Annotated in this window: 19 protein-coding genes; 12 read left to right on the top strand and 7 right to left on the bottom strand. The window is 56.7% G+C overall.

From position 1 onward, the window contains the following. Together IM294_RS07445 and IM294_RS07450 are read right to left on the bottom strand one after the other, a co-directional pair. Positions 1 to 1,785, bottom strand: coding sequence for a diguanylate cyclase (locus tag IM294_RS07445; protein ID WP_063942713.1), 1,785 nt, complete (start codon positions 1,783 to 1,785; stop codon positions 1 to 3). A gap of 119 nt (positions 1,786 to 1,904) precedes the next feature. After that, positions 1,905 to 3,014 (bottom strand): AI-2E family transporter, encoded by a 1,110-nt coding sequence (locus tag IM294_RS07450; RefSeq protein ID WP_028012104.1) that lies wholly within the window; start codon positions 3,012 to 3,014, stop codon positions 1,905 to 1,907. 337 nt (positions 3,015 to 3,351) lie between these two features. Here IM294_RS07450 and mmuP point away from each other — a divergent pair, with 337 nt between their 5' ends. The 6 genes from mmuP (at position 3,352) to tauD (ending at position 9,255) form a co-directional block, all read left to right on the top strand. Beyond that, complete coding sequence (mmuP, locus tag IM294_RS07455; RefSeq protein WP_126818286.1) at positions 3,352 to 4,752, top strand: S-methylmethionine permease; 1,401 nt, start codon at positions 3,352 to 3,354, stop codon at positions 4,750 to 4,752. Then, entirely contained in the window at positions 4,739 to 5,671 is a 933-nt protein-coding gene (gene mmuM, locus IM294_RS07460; RefSeq protein WP_048959544.1) for a homocysteine S-methyltransferase, read from the top strand. The genes mmuP and mmuM overlap by 14 nt, the downstream gene beginning before the upstream one ends. Before the next feature lie 174 nt (positions 5,672 to 5,845). Then, positions 5,846 to 6,808, top strand: a complete 963-nt coding sequence (gene tauA, locus IM294_RS07465) for a taurine ABC transporter substrate-binding protein (RefSeq protein WP_028012107.1) — start codon at positions 5,846 to 5,848, stop codon at positions 6,806 to 6,808. A gap of 10 nt (positions 6,809 to 6,818) precedes the next feature. Then, complete coding sequence (gene tauB, locus IM294_RS07470; protein ID WP_126818287.1) at positions 6,819 to 7,586, top strand: taurine ABC transporter ATP-binding subunit; 768 nt, start codon at positions 6,819 to 6,821, stop codon at positions 7,584 to 7,586. After that, on the top strand, positions 7,583 to 8,410 hold the full coding sequence (tauC, locus tag IM294_RS07475) for a taurine ABC transporter permease TauC (RefSeq protein WP_041911117.1): 828 nt from the start codon (positions 7,583 to 7,585) through the stop codon (positions 8,408 to 8,410). Before tauB ends, tauC begins: the two co-directional genes overlap by 4 nt. Then, complete coding sequence (tauD, locus tag IM294_RS07480; RefSeq protein ID WP_041911116.1) at positions 8,407 to 9,255, top strand: taurine dioxygenase; 849 nt, start codon at positions 8,407 to 8,409, stop codon at positions 9,253 to 9,255. Before tauC ends, tauD begins: the two co-directional genes overlap by 4 nt. Positions 9,256 to 9,324: 69 nt before the next feature. On the opposite strand, the gene IM294_RS07485 is transcribed toward tauD, so the two are convergent. Together IM294_RS07485 and hemB are read right to left on the bottom strand one after the other, a co-directional pair. After that, positions 9,325 to 11,025 carry a lysophospholipid acyltransferase family protein gene (locus tag IM294_RS07485; RefSeq protein WP_126818288.1) on the bottom strand — a complete coding sequence of 567 codons (1,701 nt, stop codon included), beginning with the start codon at positions 11,023 to 11,025 and terminating at the stop codon, positions 9,325 to 9,327. Positions 11,026 to 11,097: 72 nt separating this feature from the next. Then, the gene (hemB, locus tag IM294_RS07490; RefSeq protein WP_048959625.1) at positions 11,098 to 12,072 is read right to left on the bottom strand and encodes a porphobilinogen synthase; all 975 of its coding nucleotides are present in this window, start codon (positions 12,070 to 12,072) and stop codon (positions 11,098 to 11,100) included. Between the two features lie 445 nt (positions 12,073 to 12,517). On the opposite strand from hemB, the gene IM294_RS07495 reads away from it, so the two are divergent. Both IM294_RS07495 and IM294_RS07500 read left to right on the top strand, forming a co-directional pair. Beyond that, the gene (locus IM294_RS07495; RefSeq protein ID WP_045259876.1) at positions 12,518 to 15,292 is read left to right on the top strand and encodes an autotransporter outer membrane beta-barrel domain-containing protein; all 2,775 of its coding nucleotides are present in this window, start codon (positions 12,518 to 12,520) and stop codon (positions 15,290 to 15,292) included. 89 nt (positions 15,293 to 15,381) lie between these two features. After that, the gene (locus tag IM294_RS07500) at positions 15,382 to 16,008 is read left to right on the top strand and encodes a helix-turn-helix domain-containing protein (protein ID WP_048959626.1); all 627 of its coding nucleotides are present in this window, start codon (positions 15,382 to 15,384) and stop codon (positions 16,006 to 16,008) included. A gap of 2 nt (positions 16,009 to 16,010) precedes the next feature. Here the strand turns inward: IM294_RS07500 and ampH are convergent, their stop codons facing one another. Next, entirely contained in the window at positions 16,011 to 17,171 is a 1,161-nt protein-coding gene (gene ampH / locus IM294_RS07505) for a D-alanyl-D-alanine-carboxypeptidase/endopeptidase AmpH (protein ID WP_041911111.1), read from the bottom strand. Between the two features lie 204 nt (positions 17,172 to 17,375). Here ampH and IM294_RS07510 point away from each other — a divergent pair, with 204 nt between their 5' ends. The 3 genes from IM294_RS07510 (at position 17,376) to IM294_RS07520 (ending at position 20,356) form a co-directional block, all read left to right on the top strand. Further along, complete coding sequence (locus IM294_RS07510; RefSeq protein ID WP_100170701.1) at positions 17,376 to 17,909, top strand: isochorismatase family protein; 534 nt, start codon at positions 17,376 to 17,378, stop codon at positions 17,907 to 17,909. 114 nt (positions 17,910 to 18,023) lie between these two features. After that, a complete protein-coding gene (gene sbmA / locus IM294_RS07515) occupies positions 18,024 to 19,244 on the top strand; it encodes a peptide antibiotic transporter SbmA (protein ID WP_028012117.1) in 1,221 nt (406 codons plus the stop codon). 14 nt (positions 19,245 to 19,258) lie between these two features. Beyond that, entirely contained in the window at positions 19,259 to 20,356 is a 1,098-nt protein-coding gene (locus IM294_RS07520) for a DUF1615 domain-containing protein (protein WP_045259878.1), read from the top strand. On the opposite strand, the gene IM294_RS07525 is transcribed toward IM294_RS07520, so the two are convergent. Beyond that, on the bottom strand, positions 20,353 to 20,652 hold the full coding sequence (locus IM294_RS07525; RefSeq protein WP_014882725.1) for a DUF2755 family protein: 300 nt from the start codon (positions 20,650 to 20,652) through the stop codon (positions 20,353 to 20,355). The genes IM294_RS07520 and IM294_RS07525 overlap by 4 nt on opposite strands. A 249-nt stretch (positions 20,653 to 20,901) precedes the next feature. On the opposite strand from IM294_RS07525, the gene IM294_RS07530 reads away from it, so the two are divergent. After that, the gene (locus tag IM294_RS07530) at positions 20,902 to 21,132 is read left to right on the top strand and encodes a DUF2754 domain-containing protein (RefSeq protein WP_028012119.1); all 231 of its coding nucleotides are present in this window, start codon (positions 20,902 to 20,904) and stop codon (positions 21,130 to 21,132) included. Here IM294_RS07530 and ddlA read toward each other — a convergent pair. Further along, positions 21,129 to 22,229, bottom strand: coding sequence for a D-alanine--D-alanine ligase (gene ddlA / locus IM294_RS07535; RefSeq protein ID WP_126818289.1), 1,101 nt, complete (start codon positions 22,227 to 22,229; stop codon positions 21,129 to 21,131). The two genes, IM294_RS07530 and ddlA, sit on opposite strands and share 4 nt — an antisense overlap. Positions 22,230 to 22,332 lie beyond the last annotated feature (103 nt).

The raw sequence follows: 22,332 nt of genomic DNA on the forward strand, positions 1-22,332 counted from the left end.
TTAACCCGCCTCCAGCATCCCAAAACTCACAATTCGCGAGCGTCCCAGCTCTTTCGCCCGGTACAGTGCCACGTCCGCGGCGCGCAGCAGGTTGTCACTTTGAGCATGCTCTGGATAGCTGGCGATACCAATCGACACATCCACCGGCCCAATCTCGGTCAGCCCGTAGCGAAGCGATAGCGCATGCACGCCGTTGTAAATCTTCTGCGCGCAGGCGTGCGCTTCTGCTTCACCGGCCCCGGGAAGCAGAACCAGAAACTCCTCGCCCCCGTAGCGGAATGCCAGCCCGCCGTCGTGCGCGGCCCGCTGAACAATCGTCGCCACGTTTTTGATTACCTGATCGCCAGCCTCGTGACCAAAGCGGTCATTAATGCTTTTAAAGTGATCGATGTCGATCATCATGCAGCTTAACGGCTCGCCGTTGCGCATGGCCTGCGTCATTTGCGTGTGCAGGGTGTCTTCCAGATGATGACGATTACGCAGGCCGGTAAGCGGGTCAAACAAGGCTTTTTCCAGCAGCGCGTCGCGCAGGCGCTGATTCGCCAGCGCCAGTCCGAGCGCCTCGGCCATCAGTTCCAGATACGCGCGTGCAGGGGCATTTTCTGGGGTGATGTTTTGGAACGAGAGCAACCCAATGGCCTCGCCCTGGGCGATAAGCGGTACGCACAGTGCGCTTTCCGCCTGTGATTCCGGGAGATGATAGCAGGCGACATCCGGTTCACCGTTAACCGGCGGGTGGCTCTGACCGCGACGCACGGCCCAGCACGCATCGGGGTGGAATGTGGCCTCATCATCTGCCGGTGAAAGCCACTGGGCGACGCAGCGCATTTGCCACGGATCGCGGTCAAAAACGTAGAGCCGGCCCGCTATCCCCGGCGCGATATTGGGCGCAAACAGCTCCGCCACGTTGATCACATCGTCAAAGTTTTCACACCCCTGCAGCCGCTGCGTCATGCGCGCCAGCAGCTCGCGGATGGCCCAGTCGGCGTCACGCTCTTTTTCCAGACGTTGTCGCGCAAGGCCGTTTTCACGAAAGATGCGGATGGCCTGGGCCATATCGCCAATCTCATCAATCTGGTTAAAGTTGGGCGTTTCAACCGCGAAGTCCTGAGAGGCCAGACGGTGAACCACGTCGCTCAGGCGTACTACCGGGTGCAGCACGCGGCGTTTTAATATAAAGCCGAGCACAAACAAGAACAGCAGGGCGGTCAGGCCAACCATCACTTCTGAAGCCGTGCGCAGCGCTTTCGATTTTTTCGTCGCCTCCCGCACGGAGGCAATGACACGTTTGTCGAGTATCTGGCGAAAGCGATCGATTTGGGTTTGTGCGCGCTCAAGCTCCTGCTCGTAGGGCATGCCATAGAGCAGGGCAACGGCCTGTGCATCTTCACCCCGGGCCGCGCTCGTCAGTGCCGCCTGCTGCTCATCCTGCAGTGCATCAATGATTTTTAAACCATCATGCAGCAGGGCCAGCTCGTCATCTGAAGCGCCGGTGTCCTGCAGTTTCTCCAGCTTCAGCTCGATGCTCTTCAGTTTTTTCTCTGACGCATTGTACTCATCCAGGATTTGCGGATTTTTTTTGATGACATACAGGCGCGCTAAATCGGACTGTTTCCAGGCGTCGGTTTCAATATTTTCTGTAAGCTCATCAAAATTTTGACGTAGTTCAATGGCCTGACGTTCGGCGGTGTCAGCACCGGAGGCCATCAGCATGATAATGCCGGAGGCGATAGTCAGGCAGACCGTGGCACCGTAGGCCCAGTTGGTTATTGTCGCGATTCGCACCTGGAGATCCTTTTACCGCATAAAGAGGATGGCGTTCTTCAAATTATAGAAAACGTATGATTTAAGGCGAAAAAAAAGGCGGCACAGCGCCGCCTGATGTGGTCGTTATCGTCACGTCCCTACAAATCTGGAGAGTTTTTTCCCTCTTCGATGAACTCGGCGTCCAGCTCTTCGGCATTGCCCGCGTGATCGCGGCCGGAGAAGAGGTTCCAGCAGGCGATAAACAGCGCGGCGATGAGCGGCCCAATCACAAAGCCGTTAATGCCGTACAGCTCCATGCCGCCGAGGGTGGAGATCAGAATCAGGTAGTCCGGCATTTTGGTGTCTTTCCCCACCAGCAGCGGGCGCAGAATATTGTCCACCAGCCCGACGATAATCACGAAGAAGCCAACAATAAACAGCCCCTGCCAGAGCTGGTGCGTGGCGAACAGGTAAATGGCGGCTGGCACCCAGACAATCGCCGAGCCGACGGCGGGGACCAGCGAGAGGAACGCCATCAGTGCGCCCCAGAGCACGCTGCCGTCGATGCCCACGATGGCAAACGCGATCCCGCCGAGCGTGCCCTGAACGACGGCCACCACTGCCGTCCCTTTCACCGTCGCCCGGGAGACGCCGACGAACTTGGCGAACAGGTGCTGTTTAACAAAATCAGACAGCGGCAGGGAGTCGAGGATCTGGCGTACCAGATACGGTCCATCCTTCAGCAGGAAGAACAACAGATAAAGCATGATGCCGAAGCTAATCGCAAAGCCAAACGTACCTTTGCCGATCAGGAACGCGCTGCCCGCCAGATACTGCCCGCCCTGCAGCGCAACGTCGGAGAGTTTTTTCTGGATCTGCGCCGCGTTGGTCAGGTTGTGATCCGCCAGGAAGCCGCTGGCCCAGTCCGGCAAGTGGTTGAAGATGCTCGCCACTACCTCCGGGAATTGGGTGTTGTTCTCCTGAAGCTTCGTGTAAACCACGTTCAGCTCAATGGCGAGCGAGGAGAGGATCACCATCAGCGGGATAAAGACGATCAGGCAGATAATGCCAATCGTCAGCAGCGAGGCCAGCCCGTTGCGATCCCCCAGCGCGGCGCGCAATTTGTTTTTTACCGGGTTGAAAATGACGGTCAGAATAGCGGCCCACAGTATCGCGGAGAAGTAGGGCGACAGCACGTCGAAGAAGGCCCAGGTCACAAGGGCGAGAATAAAAATAAAGAAACCTTTGGTCAGTCCGTTAAAGCGCATCAGTCAGTCCTGGTTACTAAGAAACTGTGACGACTATAGAACCGATTGCGAGAATTACCAACCCGGCGGCCAGTTCAGCAATATCGCAGTATGAATTTGCGCTTAACGGATAGCACTTTCGACTGACCGAAGATCGCACGTTCCCGCACCATGCTGTTAGTATCTGCTTGCGGAGGTGCTTATGGCCTGGCGTCCCATTCTTTATGTGATTCTCACAACCCACCCCAGACTCAGCGCGCGGCGTGCCCGTTTACGTCTGGTCATCTAGCTTTTTATTAACAATCGCGGTATAACACCTTCTTTGGATGTTTAGATGTCCATACGTATAGAAGGTAATATGCAAACACAACAAGAAAATGGACAGCTTAAGCGCACCATGAAAACACGCCACCTGATAATGCTCTCGCTGGGTGGCGTGATTGGGACAGGGTTATTCTTTAATACCGGATACATCATTTCCACCACCGGGGCGGCGGGTACGCTGCTGGCGTACCTGATCGGCGCGCTGGTGGTCTGGCTGGTGATGCAGTGTCTGGGCGAGCTCTCCGTGGCGATGCCGGAAACCGGCGCGTTCCACGTCTATGCCGCCCGCTATCTCGGCCCGGCGACGGGCTATACCGTGGCTTGGCTTTACTGGCTCACCTGGACGGTGGCGCTCGGGTCAAGCTTTACCGCCGCCGGGTTTTGCATGCAGTACTGGTTCCCGCAGGTGCCCGTCTGGGCGTGGTGCGTAGTCTTTTGCGTGGTGATTTTCGGCCTTAACGTCATCTCCACGCGCTTCTTTGCCGAAGGGGAATTCTGGTTCTCGCTGGTGAAGGTCATCACCATCATCGCCTTTATCATCCTCGGCGGGGCGGCGGTCTTTGGTTTCATCCCGATGCAGGACGGTTCACCCGCGCCGGGCTTAAGCAACCTCACCGCCGAGGGCTGGTTCCCGCACGGCGGCCTGCCGATCCTGATGACCATGGTGGCGGTGAACTTTGCCTTCTCCGGGACCGAGCTTATCGGCATCGCAGCGGGTGAAACGGAAAATCCGCACAAGGTCATTCCGGTTGCGATCCGCACCACCATCGCGCGGCTGATCATCTTCTTTATCGGCACCGTGTTTGTGCTGGCGGCGCTGATCCCGATGCAGCAGGCGGGCGTGGAAAAAAGCCCGTTCGTGCTGGTGTTTGAAAAGGTCGGTATTCCCTACGCGGCGGATATTTTTAACTTCGTGATCCTGACGGCGATCCTCTCGGCGGCGAACTCCGGGCTGTACGCCTCCGGGCGCATGCTGTGGTCGCTCTCGAATGAGAAAACGCTCCCGCGCTGCTTTGCCCGCGTGAACAAAAACGGCGTGCCGCTGACGGCGCTCTCGGTTTCCATGCTCGGCGGCGTGCTGGCGCTGTTCTCAAGCGTGGTGGCCCCGGACACGGTGTTTGTCGCACTCTCGGCCATTTCTGGCTTTGCGGTGGTGGCTGTGTGGATCAGCATCTGCGCGTCGCACTTCGTTTTCCGTCGCCATCATCTGCAGTCCGGCCAGCCGCTCTCTGCGCTGCAGTACCGCGCGCCGTGGTATCCGCTGGTGCCGGTGCTCGGTTTTATCCTCTGCGTGGTGGCCTGCGTCGGCCTGTGGTTTGACCCCAGCCAGCGCATTGCCCTTTATTGCGGGCTTCCGTTCGTCGCCCTGTGTTATGGTGCCTACTACCTGACCCGAAATATGACATCGCAGGAGCCTGAACATGTCGCAGAATAATCCGCTTACCGCCATCCTTGAAAAACAGCCGTTTGTGGTGCTGGATGGCGCAATGGCAACGGAGCTGGAAGCGCGCGGCTGTAACCTTGCAGACAGCCTCTGGTCGGCCAAAGTGCTGGTGGAAAACCCGGATCTTATCCGTGAAGTGCATCTTGATTACTACCGCGCGGGCGCGCAGGTGGCGATCACCGCCAGCTACCAGGCTACGCCTGCGGGCTTTGCGGCACGCGGTCTGGATGAGGCGCAGTCCCGCGCGCTGATTGGCAAAAGCGTGGAGCTGGCGCGTAAGGCGCGCGAAGCGTACCTGGCCGAAAACCCGCACGCGGGCACGCTGCTGGTAGCGGGCTCCGTTGGGCCGTACGGCGCGTATCTGGCGGATGGCTCAGAGTATCGCGGCGACTACGTGCGCAGTGCCGAAGAATTCACAGAATTCCATCGCCCGCGCGTGGAAGCGCTGCTGGACGCGGGCGCAGACCTGCTGGCCTGCGAAACGCTGCCGTCGTTCACGGAAATAAAGGCGCTGGCCGCGTTGCTGACGGCGTATCCCCGCGCGCGGGCGTGGTTCTCCTTCACCCTGCGCGACAGCGAGCACCTGAGCGACGGCACGCCGCTGCGGGAGGTGGTTTCTTCTCTGGAGGACTATCCGCAGGTCGTCGCGCTGGGCATCAACTGTATCGCGCTGGAAAACACCACGGCGGCGCTGAAGCAGTTGCAAAGCCTGACGCCGCTGCCGCTGGTGGTCTACCCGAACTCGGGTGAGCATTATGATGCGGTAACCAAAACCTGGCACCACCACGGCGAAGCGTGCGAGACGCTGGCGGGGTATCTGCCGCAGTGGCTGGCTGCGGGAGCGAAGTTAATCGGCGGATGCTGTCGCACCACGCCGAAGGATATTGCAGAGCTGAACGCGCAGCGCTGAGTTTGTGCCGGGTAAGGCGCAGGCGCCACCCGGCACAAACCAACCGCACAAAATCAACTATCCTTTCCCGCTTTTTTTCTAAAAACGAATCGTCATTAGCGATTCTTTTTTATTCCTTTATCAAAATTCCCGCGCCGGAAATACTGCCCTCATAACAACAGGGGAGCAGGCACTATGGCAATTTCATCGCGAATCACACTTCTCGGCGCGCTGGCGCTGTGGGCATTTCAGGCGCAGGCGGTGGACGTTACCGTCGCGTATCAAACCTCGGCTGAGCCGGCGAAGGTTGCGCAGGCGGACAATACCTTTGCGAAAGAGAGCGGCGCGAAAGTCGACTGGCGCAAGTTCGACAGCGGCGCGTCCGTCGTGCGTGCGTTAGCGTCCGGCGACGTGCAGATTGGCAATATCGGCTCCAGCCCGCTGGCGGTCGCGGCCAGCCAGCAGGTACCGATTGAGGTTTTCCTCCTCGCTTCTCAGCTCGGTAATTCCGAAGCGCTGGTGGTGAAGAAAAACATCACCAAACCGGAAGACCTGATCGGCAAACGCATCGCCGTGCCGTTTATCTCCACCACCCACTACAGCCTGCTGGCGGCGCTCAAACACTGGGGCATCAAGCCGGGGCAGGTGCAAATCATCAATCTTCAGCCGCCGGCGATTATCGCCGCCTGGCAGCGCGGGGATATTGACGGGGCTTACGTGTGGGCACCGGCAGTAAACGAGCTGGAAAAAGACGGCACCGTGCTGACCGACTCCGAGAAAGTGGGTCAGTGGGGCGCGCCGACCCTCGACGTGTGGGTCGTGCGTAAAGACTTCGCCGAGAAACATCCTGAGGTGGTGAAAGCCTTCGCCAAAAGCGCGATTGCCGCCCAGCAGCCGTACATCAGCAACCCGGATGAGTGGCTGAAGCAGCCCGCCAACCTGGAAAAACTCTCCCGCCTGAGCGGCGTGCCGGAAGCGGACGTGCCGGGGCTGGTGAGGGGCAATACCTATCTGACCCCCGCGCAGCAGGTGCAGCAGCTAAACGGGCCGGTGAGCAAAGCGATTGTAGATACCGCCACCTTCCTGAAAGAGCAGGGCAAAGTGCCTGCGGTCGCGGCGGATTACAGTCAGTACGTCACCGACCGCTTTGTGAAATAAGGAGCCCGCCATGCTGAACATTACGAACCTGTATGCCGATTACGGTGGTAAACCCGCGCTGGAGGACATCAACCTGACGCTGGGCAGCGGTGAACTGCTGGTGGTGCTCGGCCCGTCCGGCTGCGGAAAAACCACGCTGCTGAATCTGATCGCCGGGTTTGTACCGTATCAGCACGGCACCATTCAGCTGGAAGGCAAAAAGGTGGATGGCCCTGGCGCCGAGCGCGGCGTGGTCTTTCAGAACGAAGGATTGCTTCCGTGGCGCAACGTGCAGGAGAACGTGGCGTTTGGGCTACAGCTTGCGGGTGTGAACCGTGAACAGCGGCTGGCAACCGCGCGGGCGATGCTGAAAAAAGTGGGGCTGGAAGGGGCGGAAAAACGCTTTATCTGGCAGCTTTCCGGCGGTCAGCGTCAGCGCGTCGGGATCGCCCGCGCGCTGGCGGCGAATCCGCAGTTGTTGCTGCTGGACGAGCCGTTCGGGGCGCTGGACGCCTTTACCCGCGAGCAGATGCAAACCCTGCTGCTGCGCCTGTGGCATGAGACGGGCAAGCAGGTGCTGTTGATTACTCACGATATCGAAGAGGCGGTGTTTATGGCGACCGAGCTGGTGCTGCTCTCGCCGGGGCCGGGGAGCGTGCTGGAGCGGCTGCCGCTGGATTTCGCACGCCGCTACGTCGCGGGAGAACCCGTGCGCAGCATCAAATCCGATCCGCGGTTTATTGAGCAGCGTGAATACGTCTTAAGCCGCGTGTTTGAACAGCGGGAGGCCTTCTCATGAGCATCGTCTTCAGTGAAAAAACGCGCCGCACGCGTCTGGCGCTGCGCTGGCCTTTCTCACGTCAAATTACGCTGAGCGTCGGTACGCTGCTGGTGCTGCTGGCAGCGTGGTGGGCGGTTGCGGCCCAGCAGTGGGTCAGCCCGCTGTTTCTGCCGCCGCCGGGACAGGTGCTGGCGAAACTCATCTCCATCGCCGGGCCGCAGGGCTTTATGGACGCTACGCTCTGGCAGCATCTCGGCGCAAGCCTGACGCGCATTCTGGTGGCGCTGCTGGCGGCGGTGGTTATCGGTATCCCGGTCGGGATCGCGATGGGCCTAAGCCCGACGGTGCGCGGCATCCTTGACCCGCTGATTGAGCTTTACCGCCCGGTGCCACCGCTGGCCTATTTGCCGCTGATGGTGATCTGGTTCGGTATCGGCGAAACGTCGAAAATTCTGCTGATTTATCTGGCGATTTTCGCGCCGGTTGCCATGTCGGCGCTGGCGGGCGTGAAGAGTGCCCAGCAGGTGCGCATTCGTGCGGCACAGTCGCTGGGGGCCAGCCGTACGCAGGTGCTGCTGTTTGTGATTCTACCCGGCGCGCTGCCGGAGATTTTAACCGGGCTGCGCATCGGCCTCGGCGTGGGCTGGTCCACGCTGGTGGCGGCAGAGCTGATCGCCGCCACGCGAGGATTAGGGTTTATGGTTCAGTCGGCGGGAGAGTTCCTGGCGACTGACGTGGTGCTGGCAGGGATCGCGGTAATTGCCGCGATCGCCTTCGGATTAGAACTGGGGCTGCGCGCGTTACAGCGCCGTCTGACGCCCTGGCATGGAGAAATACAATGAGTGAACGACTGACCATCACCCCGCTGGGGCCGTACATTGGCGCGCAGGTGTCGGGCCTGGATGTGTCCCGCCCGCTGAGCGATAACCAGTTTGAGCAGCTTTACCACGCGGTGCTGCGCCATCAGGTGGTGTTCCTGCGCGAGCAGGCGATCACCCCGCAGCAGCAGCGCGCGCTGGCGTTGCGTTTTGGCGACCTGCATATCCACCCGGTCTATCCGCATGCGGAAGGGGTGGAGGAGATTATCGTTCTGGATACCCACAACGATAACCCGCCTGACAACGACAACTGGCACACGGACGTCACCTTTATCGAGACGCCGCCCGCCGGGGCGATTCTGGCAGCAAAATTACTGCCAGAGACCGGCGGCGATACGCTGTGGGCGAGCGGGATTGCGGCGTTTGAGGCGCTCTCTGCGCCGTTCCGGACGCTGCTGAGCGGCCTGCGGGCGGAGCACGACTTCAAAAAATCGTTCCCGGAATACAAGTACCGTAAAAGCGAAGAGGAGCATCAGCGCTGGCTGGAGGCGGTGGCGAAGCATCCGCCGCTGCTGCACCCGGTGGTGCGTACCCATCCGGTCACGGGCAAGCAGGCGCTGTTCGTGAACGAAGGATTCACGACGCGCATTGTGGACGTGACGGAGAAAGAGAGCGACGCGCTGCTGGGATTCCTGTTCGCACATATCACTAAACCGGAGTTTCAGGTGCGCTGGCGCTGGCAGGAGAACGACCTGGCGATCTGGGATAACCGCGTGACGCAGCATTACGCCAACGCGGACTATCTGCCGCAGCGAAGGATTATGCAGCGGGCGACGATTTTGGGGGATAAGCCGTTTTACCGCCCCTGATCCTGGAGTACCCGTAGGCCGGGTAAGCGCAGCGCCACCCGGCGTAAACGGTGCACAATTGCCGGCCAATTAAAGGTGCGCCTCAATATACCGCTGATAGCGGTTCGCCTTCAGGTAGCACAAATCCACCAGCACCAGACCGTCTACGCAATTGTTGAACGCCGGGTCGCTGCCAAAATCAATAAACTGCACGCCGCCGGGCTCGCATAGTTCGGAATACTGTTTATACAGCGGCGGTATGCCGCAGCCCAGATTGCCGAGCAGGGATTTCAGCTTCGTCAAATCGTCCACGTAATCCACGCCGCCAAACTGTGCCAGCACGTCCGGTAAGGATGCCGGATACGGTTGACGTGACGCGGCTAGCGGATGCGTCGCGGGGAACCACAGGCGGTAAAAGGCGACCAGCAGATCCCGTGCCGCAGGCGGTAAGCCGCCGGAGATGGAGACGGGGCCAAACAGGTAGCGATAATGTGGGTAACGCGCCAGGTAAGCCCCGATGCCGGACCATAAATAGTCCAGACCGCGACGCCCCCAGTAGCGCGGCTGAATAAAGCTGCGCCCGAGCTCAATGCCGTGCTCAAGCACGTCCTGCATTTTGTCGTCGTAGTGGAACAGGCTGTAACTGTACAGACCTTCAACGCCGCGCTTTTCGATCTGCATGGCCGTCGGCATAAAGCGATACGCCCCGACGATCTCCAGATCCTCTTCATCCCAGAGGATCAGGTGCAGATAATCGTCATCGTAGCTGTCGGTGTCCCGGCGTTTACCGCTCCCTTCCTCCACCGCGCGAAACGCAATCTCACGCAGGCGGCCCAGTTCGCGCAGAAGAGGCGCCTCTTCCTGCCCGTTGCGCTGCCACAGGTAGATGGTTTTACCGTCGCTGGTTTTACCCAGACACTCCGCCTGCGCCAGCTCGCGTTTCAGGGTGGCCCTGTCTTCCGGACGGGCAATGGCGCACTGGGTTTTGAAGACGCCAGGCAATCCCTTGCCAAGACGCATCACGTGCTGACGGCACTGCTCGGCCATCTCACGTGACGAAAGCGTGGCGCTATGCCAGTGATGCCAGGCGATTTGCTGGCCGATTTTAATCGGCAGCTGGCTGTGGCGGCGGCGGAACATCTGCTGCATTAGCAGCAGCATCGACAATGTCGGCGACACCAGCGTGCTGGCATAAAAGAGCAGGCTGTTATGCGCCTGAATATGCACCGGCAGCAGCGGGGCGCGCAGCTTGCTGGCGAGTTTGGTAAAGCCGGAGTGCCATTTTTTATCGCGAATGCCTTTGCGCGTGGGGCGTGAAACTTCACCCGCCGGGAAGAAGATCAGCACGCCCGCGTTTTGCAGATGCTGCTCCATCTGAACCAGAGACGATTTCGCCGTCCTGCCGCCCATATTGTCCACCGGAATAAACAGCGAACTGAGAGGCTCAAGGTGGGTCAGCATCCGGTTGGTCACGACTTTAACGTCGCGCCGCACGCGGGAGACGGCGTACATCAGCGCCAGCCCGTCCAGCGTGCCTGTCGGGTGGTTGGCAATAATGACCAGCGGGCCATGTTCGGGGATTTGTTCGAGATCGCGGGCGGAAACGGTGCAGAGAATATCAAGGTGCTCCAGAACTTGCTCCACCATATCCAGTCCTTTCAGGTGGCGGTGAGCGGCGGCAAACTGCTGGAATTCTTCTTCGTAAAACAGCCTTTTTAACAGACTTTTTTGCCAGGGTGCAGGCCTCGCCTGAGGCCAAAGATCGTCGAGAACGCTATCGAGGCTAAACATGATTACTCCTCCTGCCGTCTTGCGAAGACAGTAGAAGGAGCAGATGTCGGTTGTATTGCAGTTTGGTGAAGATTAGCGGAGGATTTTTTTCTCGGCCAGATCCAGCGCGAAGTAGCTGAAGATCAGATCCGCGCCCGCGCGTTTGATCGCGCCCAGGCTTTCAAGGATCACTTTCTCTTCGTCGATTGCACCGGCCAGCGCGGCGAATTTGATCATCGCGTATTCACCGCTCACCTGGTATGCCCCCAGCGGCAGTTCGGTGCGCTCGCGGATGTCGCGCAGAATATCGAGATAGGCGCCAGCCGGTTTCACCATCAGGCAGTCTGCGCCCTGGGCTTCATCAAGCAGGGATTCACGAATCGCTTCCCGGCGGTTCAGCGGGTTCATCTGGTAGGTCTTACGATCGCCCTTCAGCGCCGTACCCGCTGCTTCACGGAACGGGCCGTAGAAGGAGGAGGCAAACTTGGTGGAGTAGGACATGATGGCGGTGTCGGTAAAGCCTGCCGCATCCAGCGCCTGACGGATAGCCTGAACCTGTCCGTCCATCGCCGCAGAGGGCGCGATGAAGTCCGCACCCGCAGCGGCAGCCACGACCGCCTGCTTGCCGAGGTTCAGCAGGGTGGCATCGTTGTCCACGCCGTGATCGCACAGCACGCCGCAGTGCCCGTGGGAGGTATATTCGCAGAAGCAGGTGTCGGACATGACCACCATTTCTGGCACGGTATCTTTGCAGATGCGGGACATGCGGGCCACGAGGCCATCTTCTTTCCATGCATCGCTGCCGGTGGCGTCGGTATGGTGGGAAATGCCGAAGGTCATCACCGAGCGGATCCCCGCGTTGGCAATGCGTTCAATCTCGCGGGCCAGGTATTTTTCAGGAATGCGCATCACGCCCGGCATGGCTTCGATGGCTTTGTAGTCATCAATCTCTTCTTCAACAAAAATCGGCAACACCAGATCGTTTAAGGTCAGTGTTGTCTCTTCAAACATGGCGCGCAGTGCGGGTGACTTACGCAGGCGGCGGGGACGTGCAATTAAATCGGTCATGGTATGCCTGATGTTTGTGGAACAAAGAAGGTTAGTGTACCTCAAAGTGAAGTGAGGTGTTTTACTAAAGTGGGCATTTTGATACCGATTAATGCGGCCTGTCTATGATTGCCACTGAATTATATATAATTAACTAATCCTGCGGAATGTCGGTTCGAATTATTGATGTTAATTCTATTACGAAGGGAATGTATAAATAAAAATGATCTGTTTATAAAAGTTATATCACCTTTGCTTGTTTAGTTTATTTTGACTTTTTCTTTATAGTATTTATATTTAGCGCTCTTTTTCTCTCGTTTTACATCTGCTGATTGTCTGGATACGGACTTAAATGAATCATTCATTGAACCTTTTCTGAATGAAACTGCATAATTCACTCCGCAATTAAACATTGCTAATTGATTTACGGACAAACATGCTTACGTCCCTGAGGAGGGATGACCCAATGCAAACATGGAAAAAGAAACTGGTTGTATCTCAACTTGCATTAGCTTGTACGCTGGCTATCGCTTCTCAGGCTAATGCGAAAGATATTTCCGGTACGACATATAATACTTTTGGATATGATAATACCGCATCTACGCCGTGGTATTATGGCTACGCAGATTGGGATTACTCGGATGCCACCCATGATGGTGACATTTATCCGGTCATCAATAAATCAACCGTAAACGGTGTTATTTCGACTTACTATCTGGATGATGGGGTCAATGGCCGTGCGAACGCGTTGAGTATTTCTAACAGCACCATTAACGGCATGATCACGTCAGAGTGTATGACCACGACGTGTGCAGATGGCGTGGATACTGACGGCACCAGTCATACCCAGTACGATCGTTTTAGTCTGACCGTTGATAACTCCACCATCAACGATGCCTACGAGCATTACGCGTATGATGTCGTCAATGGCGAGAATACTGAAACGCATTATCTGGACACCTATGGTCTGGGTAACGCAATTACCCTGGACGTTGAATCTGATATCGTTATTCAGAACAACTCCCACGTCGCGGGTATCACGCTGACGCAGGGTTATCAGGAGCTGGATAACACACCATACGACGGCGTTGAAGGCGTTGCTAACAGCAGCAATGTCTTTACCGATACGCTGGTGGTGAAAGACTCCGTGCTGACCTCTGGTGCGTACAGCGATCTGGGCACCAACGGGTTCTACGGTCAAACGGCGAAGCCGAGCGACTACGGTGAAACCAACGCCTCGGCTGCGGATGATGCGGCGCTGATCGTTGCGGCCGGCGCGTCTGATAACGCCATGCAGACCACCGCTACCTTCGATCACTCTACCGTAACGGGTGACATTCTTTTCTCCAGCACCTTTGATAACAACTTCTACGAGAATGGCGATCCGGCAACGGATACCACTGAAGATGGTGTCTATAACCCAACCACCAACGGCTGGGACGGTACCGATACACTGGATGTTACGCTCACTAACGGCAGCAAGTGGGTCGGTGCAGCGCAGTCCAGCGTTGAAGCTATCGGCACTGCGCAGATGTATGGCCAGGGCTACAGCAACGTTGACTGGCACGCTCTGTCCCCGAACAGCATCTGGCCTGATTCTACCTTCGACAGCAACGGTCACGTTGCCGGTGAAGAGGTGTACCAAAGCGGCCTGTTCAATGTGGCGCTGGATAACGGTTCCGAGTGGGATACCCGCAAGGTCTCCAACATTGATGCGCTGACGGTGAACAACCAGTCTCAGGTCAATGTTGAAAACTCCGGCCTGCTGGCGGATTCAATCACCCTGACCAATGCTTCAACCATGAATATTGGCGACAGCGGAGCCGTGGCAACCGACAGCCTGTATCTGGACAGCTATAGCCGTGCGGCACTGACTGAAGAGACAGCAGAGCTGTATGCCAACACCATTACCGTAGACAACGGTGCCGAGCTGGCGCTGGGTCTGGGTCAGGTTGATACGCACAATATGGTACTGACCGATGGCGGCGTGCTCAACGTTGCCAGCCGTGATTATGTGCTGAACAGTGATCTGAACAACGCACGCTATATCACCAACGATCGCTACAACGCGGAGTATGACTACGGTGTTGTCGCGCTGAACTCCGACGGCCATCTGGCGGTGAACGGTGACGTTGCCGGTAACTACAAGGTGCGCATCGACGATGCAACCGGCGCTGGTTCAGTTGCCGACTACAAAAACAAAGAGATCATTCGCGTCTACGACAATAACGCAGATACCGCAGCCAGCTTTACTGCTGCAAACAAAGCTGATTTAGGTGCTTATACCTATCAGGCGCAGCAGGAGGGTGACACCGTTGTTCTCCAGCAGAAAGAGCTGACTGACTACGCCAACATGGCGCTGAGCATTCCTTCTGCCAACACCAATATCTGGAATCTCCAGCAGGATACCGTGGGTACGCGTCTGACCAACAGCCGTCATGGCCTGGCAGACAACGGCGGAGCGTGGGTGAGCTATTTCGGCGGCAATTTTGACGCGGATAACGGCACCGTCAGCTACGATCAGGACGTAAGCGGCATTATGGTCGGTCTGGACACGCAGATTGACGGTAATAATGCGAAGTGGATCGTCGGTGGTGCAGCTGGTTTTGCGAAAGGCGATATCAGCGATCGTACGGGTCAGGTCGATCAGGACAGCCAGACTGCGATGATCTACGCGTCTGCGACGTTTGCGAACAACGTCTTCCTCGACAGCTCACTGAACTACACCCGCTTTAACAATGACCTCTCTGCAACCATGAGCAACGGTCAGTATGTTGACGGTGATACAACCTCTGACGCTGTCGGCTTCGGGATGAAGCTGGGCTATGACTGGAAACCAAACCTCTCAGGCTATATCACCCCTTATGCGGCGATTTCCGGCCTGTTCCAGTCAGGCGACGACTACCAGCTGAGCAACGACATGCGTATCGATGGTCAGTCTTACGACAGCATGCGTTATGAACTTGGCCTGGATGCGGGTTATACCTTCAACTACGGCGGCGAACAGGCGCTGACCCCGTACTTCAAGCTGGCTTACGTCTATGACGATGCTGACAATAATGCTGATATCAACTCTGACAGCATTGATAACGGCGTCGAAGGCTCTGCGGTTCGCGTTGGGCTGGGCACCCAGTTCAGCTTCACCAAAAACTTCAGTGCTTACACCGATGCGACTTATCTGGGCGGCGGCGACGTTGACCAGAACTGGGGAGCAAACCTGGGTGTGAAATATACCTGGTAAATAGAAAGCGCGGGGGATATTTTCCCCCGCTTTTTTATATGGTTTAAAAATAATAAAGAACCGACAGATACAGATGCTTTGAGGTATGCATGAACGTTAATGCGAAACCACTTTCTGAATTAAGCCGGCTCGCAAAATGTCTGGAAGTCGCCGGTACCCCCTTTAAGATCGAACCACAGCAATTAATAACAACCGGCAATAATGATGATGAGCCATTTACTTTTATAATACAGTCTGGTCTTACCGCTATCCATCGTAAATCTGATGAACTTCTGATGGGCATTGCGCAGGCACCTTTTATCTATGGTTTGAATGCATGGATAAATGATAGTTATCTGGAATATTCCATGATGACACACACAACCTGTTCTGGGTTTTATTTACCGGTCTCTGCCACGCGTCAACTTATTCAGCAAAATCATCTCTGGCAGGATGCTTTCTGCTGGGTGTCATGGATTAACCATATTCTGGGCAAGCGTGACCTGCAGCTGGTGGGAAATAACTCTTATAGTCAGATCCGGGCGATGTTGATCAATATGGCCGAGTGGGATGACTCGCTGCGCTCAAAAATTGGCGTTATGAATCATATTCAGCGTAGCACACGTATTTCACGTTCGGTCGTTGCAGAAGTCCTGGCTGCGCTGCGTCAGGGGAACTACATCAATATGAGCCGGGGCAAACTGGTCAGCATCAACCGCTTGCCCACGGAATATTAAGATCAGTTAGACGCAGTAAGCACCTGGGCTTTATTGGCGCTCAGTTCGGCCACCAGGTTATTGATGCCGTCACTCATATTAACGAAGCGCGTGTTCGGAGAACGGGTGACCACCACAAACGCGCCCACGTTGGACTGCGGAATCATTGCCATGTAGGTAATGAATCCGCCGCCGCCGCCGGTTTTCTGAATGATGCCCGGACGGCCATTTTTCGGCGCCATATAGACCCAGCCCAGGCCGAGCGCATCGGCTTTACCCGGCACGTCCATCCCGATGACGCGATGCAGCTGAGTACGCTGATAGATAAGGGTCTGCATACGATCGGCCTGGCTGCTGCGGGAGTAAAAATCCGAAGAAAGGAACTGCTGCATCCAGCGCATCATGTCGCCAGGGGTGGAATAGACCCCGCCGCTGCCCACGGCCGCCAGCGTGTTGTTACAGGGGCTTGCGCCTTTCTCTGCCACCATCAGGCGTTTGCACTGGTCCGGGGAAGGGGTAAAGGTGGTGTCTTTCATGCCCAGCGGACGCGTGATCTGCTCTTCAAACAGCTGCGGGTAAGGTTTGCCCGCCGCCGTTGAAAGCGCATCCGCCAGCAGATCGAACGCCAGGTTCGAGTAAGAGGCCTGCGAGCCCGGGGCGGATTTCAGCGTGGCGGTGCTCAGGTAGTTCCAGCGCTGTTGGCGCGTTGGCCAGACAAAAACGTCGCGGTGCGCCGCGCCGCCCGGCTGCTCGCGCGGCAGAGCGCTGGTGTGCGTCGCGAGGTTCACCAGGCGAATTGGCGTGCCCTGATACGTCGGCACGCGGGCACCCGGCGGGGCGTATTTGCTGAGCGGATCGTCGAGCTTTACCACGCCCTGGTCGAGCAGCTTCACCAGCATTTCGCTGGTCATCAGCTTGGTTAAGGACGCGACGCGCACAACGGAATCCAGCTGCGGACGAACGTTATTACCTGGACGCGTTTCACCAAAGCTGCGGAAAACGCGCTGGTTGCCGTCGATGACCACCATTGCCATCCCGGTCGCGCCGCTGCCGTAATAGATAAGGTTCGCGTAGCGATCGGCAATATCGGAAGCCAAAACGGGCGCCGTCAGCGGCTGGGCTGCCTGGGCGGTGGAGAAGCTCACCGCACACAGCGCGGCAAAAGAGAGCAGACAACGTTTCAACGAAAAGCATCCATGAAGTGAATGAGGAAAGTAATGGGTATTTATACTACTAATCGGCACCGTGCAATGCCCCGAATAGCATAACCATAGCGAGAAAAACGTAACCATGGGTAAATATGAAGAATTTCCCTGCGAGCGCTCTCCCATTTTGTGACATCGGGCTTATGATAGGCACCAGTGTTACTCAATCTTGCGGAGAACGGTATGTCTGAAAAGCGTGTGGTAATGGTGGTTGATATGCAGAACGGGGTGTTTGAAACCCCGCGTCATCAGCGCGAGACGTGTGTCTCTCTGATCAACCAGCTTACGCAGGCTGCTGACACGGTGATTTTTATTCAGCATGTCGAGGCCGGGGGGCTGGAAGAGGGAAGTGACGGGTTTGCGTTGCTGCCTGAACTCCATCAACCTGCTGGCGCGCTGTACGTGACCAAAACCGCCTGCGATGCCTTCTATAACACCGGGCTTGAGGCGCTGTTACGCGAGCAGGGCATTCGCGAGTTTGTCATCTGCGGCTGCGCCACCGATTACTGCGTTGACGCCACGGTCAAGAATGGCGTCAGCCGGGGTTACCACATTACCGTGGCGGAAGATGCCCACACCACCGCCAACCGCCCGGCTGCTGAAGCACAGATCCTGATTCACCACCACAACGACGTCTGGCGAAACTTCATTGCGCCGGCGAACCCTGTCGCGGTGAAACGCACCGAAACAATTCTCGAAAACTGGAAAGCGAACTAATAATCAACCCACGGGTCTGACCTTTTTGCCCGAGCCGGGGTCCGGCTCGGGCAAGGTATTCGTGTGGTAATGTGTTGAGCACAGCAACAACCATAACAACAAGAAGGAAGTATCATGTTTAAGTCTTTTTTCCCAAAGCCGGGGCCTTTTTTCCTGTCGGCATTTATTTGGGCACTGATCGCAGTCGTGTTCTGGCTGGCGGGCGGCGGTGCATGGCTGACGCGCATCGTGGGGGCGACAGGCGAGGTGCCGATTAGCGCGGCGCGCTTCTGGTCGTTCAGCTATCTGCTGTTTTATGCCTATTACGCGCTTTGCGTCGGGCTGTTTGCGCTGTTCTGGTTTAATTATTCCCCTCATCGCTGGCAGACGTGGTCCATTCTCGGAACGTCGCTGATTATTTTTGTCACCTGGTTTCTGGTCGAAGTGAGCGTAGCCATTAACGCGTGGTATGCCCCGTTCTACGATCTCATCCAGAAAGCGCTTAGCGCCCCTAACAGGGTGCCAATTGGCGAGCTTTATAATCAGTTAAAAATTTTTATGGGCATTGCGATGATCGCTGTCACCGTGGCGGTGTTGAATAATTTCTTCGTCAGCCATTACGTCTTCCGCTGGCGTACGGCGATGAACGAATTCTACATGACCCACTGGGAGCGTCTGCGCCATATTGAAGGTGCTGCTCAGCGTGTTCAGGAAGACACCATGCGTTTTGCGTCAACGCTTGAGGATATGGGCGTCAGCCTGCTTAATGCCATCCTGAAACTGTTTGCGTTCTTACCGATTCTGGTCGCGCTTTCTCCCCATATTTCAGCATTGCCGATTGTCGGACATTTACCGTACGGCCTGCTCATCCCGGCGCTGATTTGGTCGCTTATGGGCACAGGCCTGCTTGCCGTCGTCGGGATTAAGCTGCCGGGCTTAGAGTTTAAGAATCAGCGTGTGGAAGCGGCCTATCGTAAGGAGCTGGTCTACGGAGAGGACGACCCAACGCGCGCTGCGCCCCCGACGATAAAAGAGCTGTTCCGCAACGTCCGTTTCAACTATTTCCGGCTCTATTTCCACTACATGTATTTCAATATTGCCCGTATTTTCTATCTGCAGGTCGATACTGTTTTTGGACTATTCCTGTTGTTCCCGTCTATTGTTGCGGGAACAATCACGCTGGGCTTACTGACCCAGATTACCAACGTGTTCGATCAGGTCAGAAACTCGTTCCAGTATCTGATCAACTCCTGGACCACGCTGGTGGAACTGATGTCCATCTACAAACGTCTGCGCAGCTTTGAACATGAGCTGGACGATCGGGACCTGCAGGAAGTCACCAACACATTTAGCTAATACAGGGAGTTGCTATGTCTTTTGCCGTACCGCGTGCGTTACCGCTGTCCTTGCTGGCTGCCCTCGTTCTGGCGGGCTGTGCCGAAAAAGGGGCCGCTCCGCTTAAAAAGGGCGAGAAGCCCGTGGATGTCGCAAGCGTTGTGCGGCAAAAAATGCCCGCCAGCGTGAAGGATCGCAATGCGTGGGCGGATGCGCTGGCAAAAACCTTTGAAAGCCAGAAGATTGCCCCAACCGAGGAGAATATCTGCTCGGTGCTGGCGGTGGCGCAGCAGGAGTCGATGTACCAGTCAGACCCGGTGGTGCCGGGTCTCAACAAAATTGCCTGGAAAGAGATCGACCGCCGCGCGGAATCGATGCATATCCCGGTATTCCTCGTGCATACCGCGCTGAAAATCACTTCGCCAAACGGCAAAAGCTACAGCGAGCGGCTGGACACGGTGAAAACCGAAAAACAGCTCAGCGCCATCTTTGATGATTTCATTAACATGGTGCCGATGGGGCAGAAACTGTTTGGCTCACTGAACCCGGTTCACACCGGCGGCCCGATGCAGGTGAGCATTGCGTTTGCCGAGAAGCATACCGACGGCTACCCGTGGGAAATTGACGGTACGGTGCGTCAGGAGGTCTTCTCTCTGCGCGGCGGGCTGTGGTTCGGCACGTATCATCTGCTGAACTATCCGGCGAACTACAGCGAGCCCTTGTACCGCTTCGCAGACTTTAACGCGGGCTGGTATGCCAGCCGTAACGCGGCGTTTCAGAGCGCGGTTAGCCGCGCAAGCGGCGTCAAGCTGGCGCTGGACGGCGATCTTATCGCCTACGGCAGCAGCGAGGCGGGAAGCACCGAGCGGGCGATCCGGAAATTATCGACAACGCTTGATATGAGCAACAGCGACATTCGCCGTCAGCTTGAGAAAGGCGACAGCCTGGCATTTGAGAAAACGGATCTCTACAAGAAAGTGTTTGCGCTTGCCGATAAGAAGAGTGGGAAAACGTTGCCGAGGGCAATTCTGCCGGGGATTCAGCTGGAAAGCCCGAAGATCACGCGTAACCTGACCACCGCATGGTTCGCAAAACGCGTGGACGATCGCCGGGCTCGCTGTATGGGGCTTTAATGGCGACGACGAAAGCGCAGGACGAGCGCGACAACGCCTAAAATCATACACCCCGCGAGGAAGGGAACGAGGCCAAACAGCGTGCTCACGCCAAACCCGATTTCAACCCGCGGGCGTCCGTTATCCTGCACCTGCATCAGGTGTTCATAAACGCCCGGCGCGTGCACCAGCATATTAAGCAGCTGGGAGCCAGCCCAGAAGCAGAACAGGACAAACAGGGCATACGCGATATTACCCGCCGTGGAGGTTTTTGGTTTGCCGCCAAAAATCGGTTTCGACAATGTAAAGTCAGCCATGTTGACCTCCCGAAATATCACTCTGTTTTAATACGCGTCTTACGGGGTGAGTTTGACAGGTCATCGCATTTGTCAATATCAGAATCGTGGTAATTTTCGCTCAGGATTTCTCCTGGATTGTTGATTTCTGCAGCATGTCACAATTTGTTAACTTAAATGAAACTGCACCGCATTTCAGAATTTCCGCATCTGCCACAGACCTGGCGGTGAAACTGTGAGAGGATGTCTTTTTTTCCTGCCGGAGTTGTTATGAAGCTCACGTCCAAACTTCGCCGTGACTGGCACTACTACGCCTTTGCTATCGGGCTGATCTTTATTCTTAACGGCGTCGTGGGGCTGTTGGGATTTGAAGCGAAAGGCTGGCAAACCTATGCCGTGGGCCTGGTGACCTGGGTAATCAGTTTCTGGCTGGCAGGGCTGATAATCCGCCGCCGTCCGGAAGAGACGACAGCGGAGGAGACGGCTAAGGGTGCCGATTAGCCGTTAACGGAACTTTTCAGGGCGCTGTCGGCGGCATGACGCTCCAGCGCCAGCTCGATCAGGCGGGTGATCAGCTCAGAGTAGCCAAGCCCGCTGGCCTGCCACAGTTTTGGATACATGCTGATATTGGTGAAACCCGGCAGCGTGTTGATTTCATTGATCACCACCTCGTTCTCCGGCGTCAGGAACACGTCCACGCGCGCCATGCCGCTGCAGCCGAGCGTCTGATAGGCCTGAATGGCGATCGCCCGGATCTTATCGTTAATGGCCGGATCGATATCCGCAGGAACAACAACCTGGGCGCCTTTATCATCAATGTATTTGGTGTCGTACGAGTAGAAGTCGCTGTTTAAGACCACTTCACCGCAGGTGCTGGCCTGTGGGAAATCGTTGCCCAGCACCGCGCACTCAATTTCGCGGCCTTTGATCCCCTGCTCAACCACCACTTTATGGTCGAACTCAAACGCCAGACGGACGGCTTGCGTGAACTCTGTTTCGGTGGTGACTTTGCTGACGCCCACGGAGGAGCCCTGGTTGGCTGGCTTCACAAACAGCGGCAGACCCAGTTCAGCGCTAATTTGCGCGAAGCTGTGCTTGTCGCGGTTGGCCCGGGTGAGCGTCACGAACGGCGCGATATTCAGCCCGGCATCGCGCAGCAGGCGTTTGGTGACGTCTTTGTCCATGCAGGCGGCGGAGCCCAGCACGTCCGAGCCCACGAACGGCAGGTTGGCCATGCGTAACATTCCCTGCAGGGAACCGTCTTCGCCGAGGGTGCCGTGCACGATGGGGAAGACCACGTCGATCTGGGCGAGAGCCTGCGCGTTGCCTGCGTCGATGAGCTGACCCTTCACGACGCCGGGTACGGTGGCGACGCTAATTTCCGAAGGATTAAGGGCGATGTGTGCCGGATCGTTGGCATTCAGCAGATACTGGCTGGCATCGTTAACATGCCACTGGCCCTGTTTATCAATGCCCAACAGCACCACGTCGAAACGGCTTTTATCGATCGCATCGACGATATTTTTAGCCGATTGCAATGAAACCTCGTGCTCCGCTGATTTTCCCCCAAAGACAATACCTACGCGCTGCTTTGCCATCTCACTCTCTTCCAGTCTGACGAAAAGCCAATAACATACCACGATGCCCTGCGGGTTTCGCGGCCTTCTGCCATAATGTTTTGGGGAACAGTGAGGGGGGAGA

Origin of the sequence: Enterobacter cloacae complex sp. P43RS (assembly GCF_014930585.1) — a bacterium.
Classification (GTDB): domain Bacteria; phylum Pseudomonadota; class Gammaproteobacteria; order Enterobacterales; family Enterobacteriaceae; genus Enterobacter; species Enterobacter bugandensis.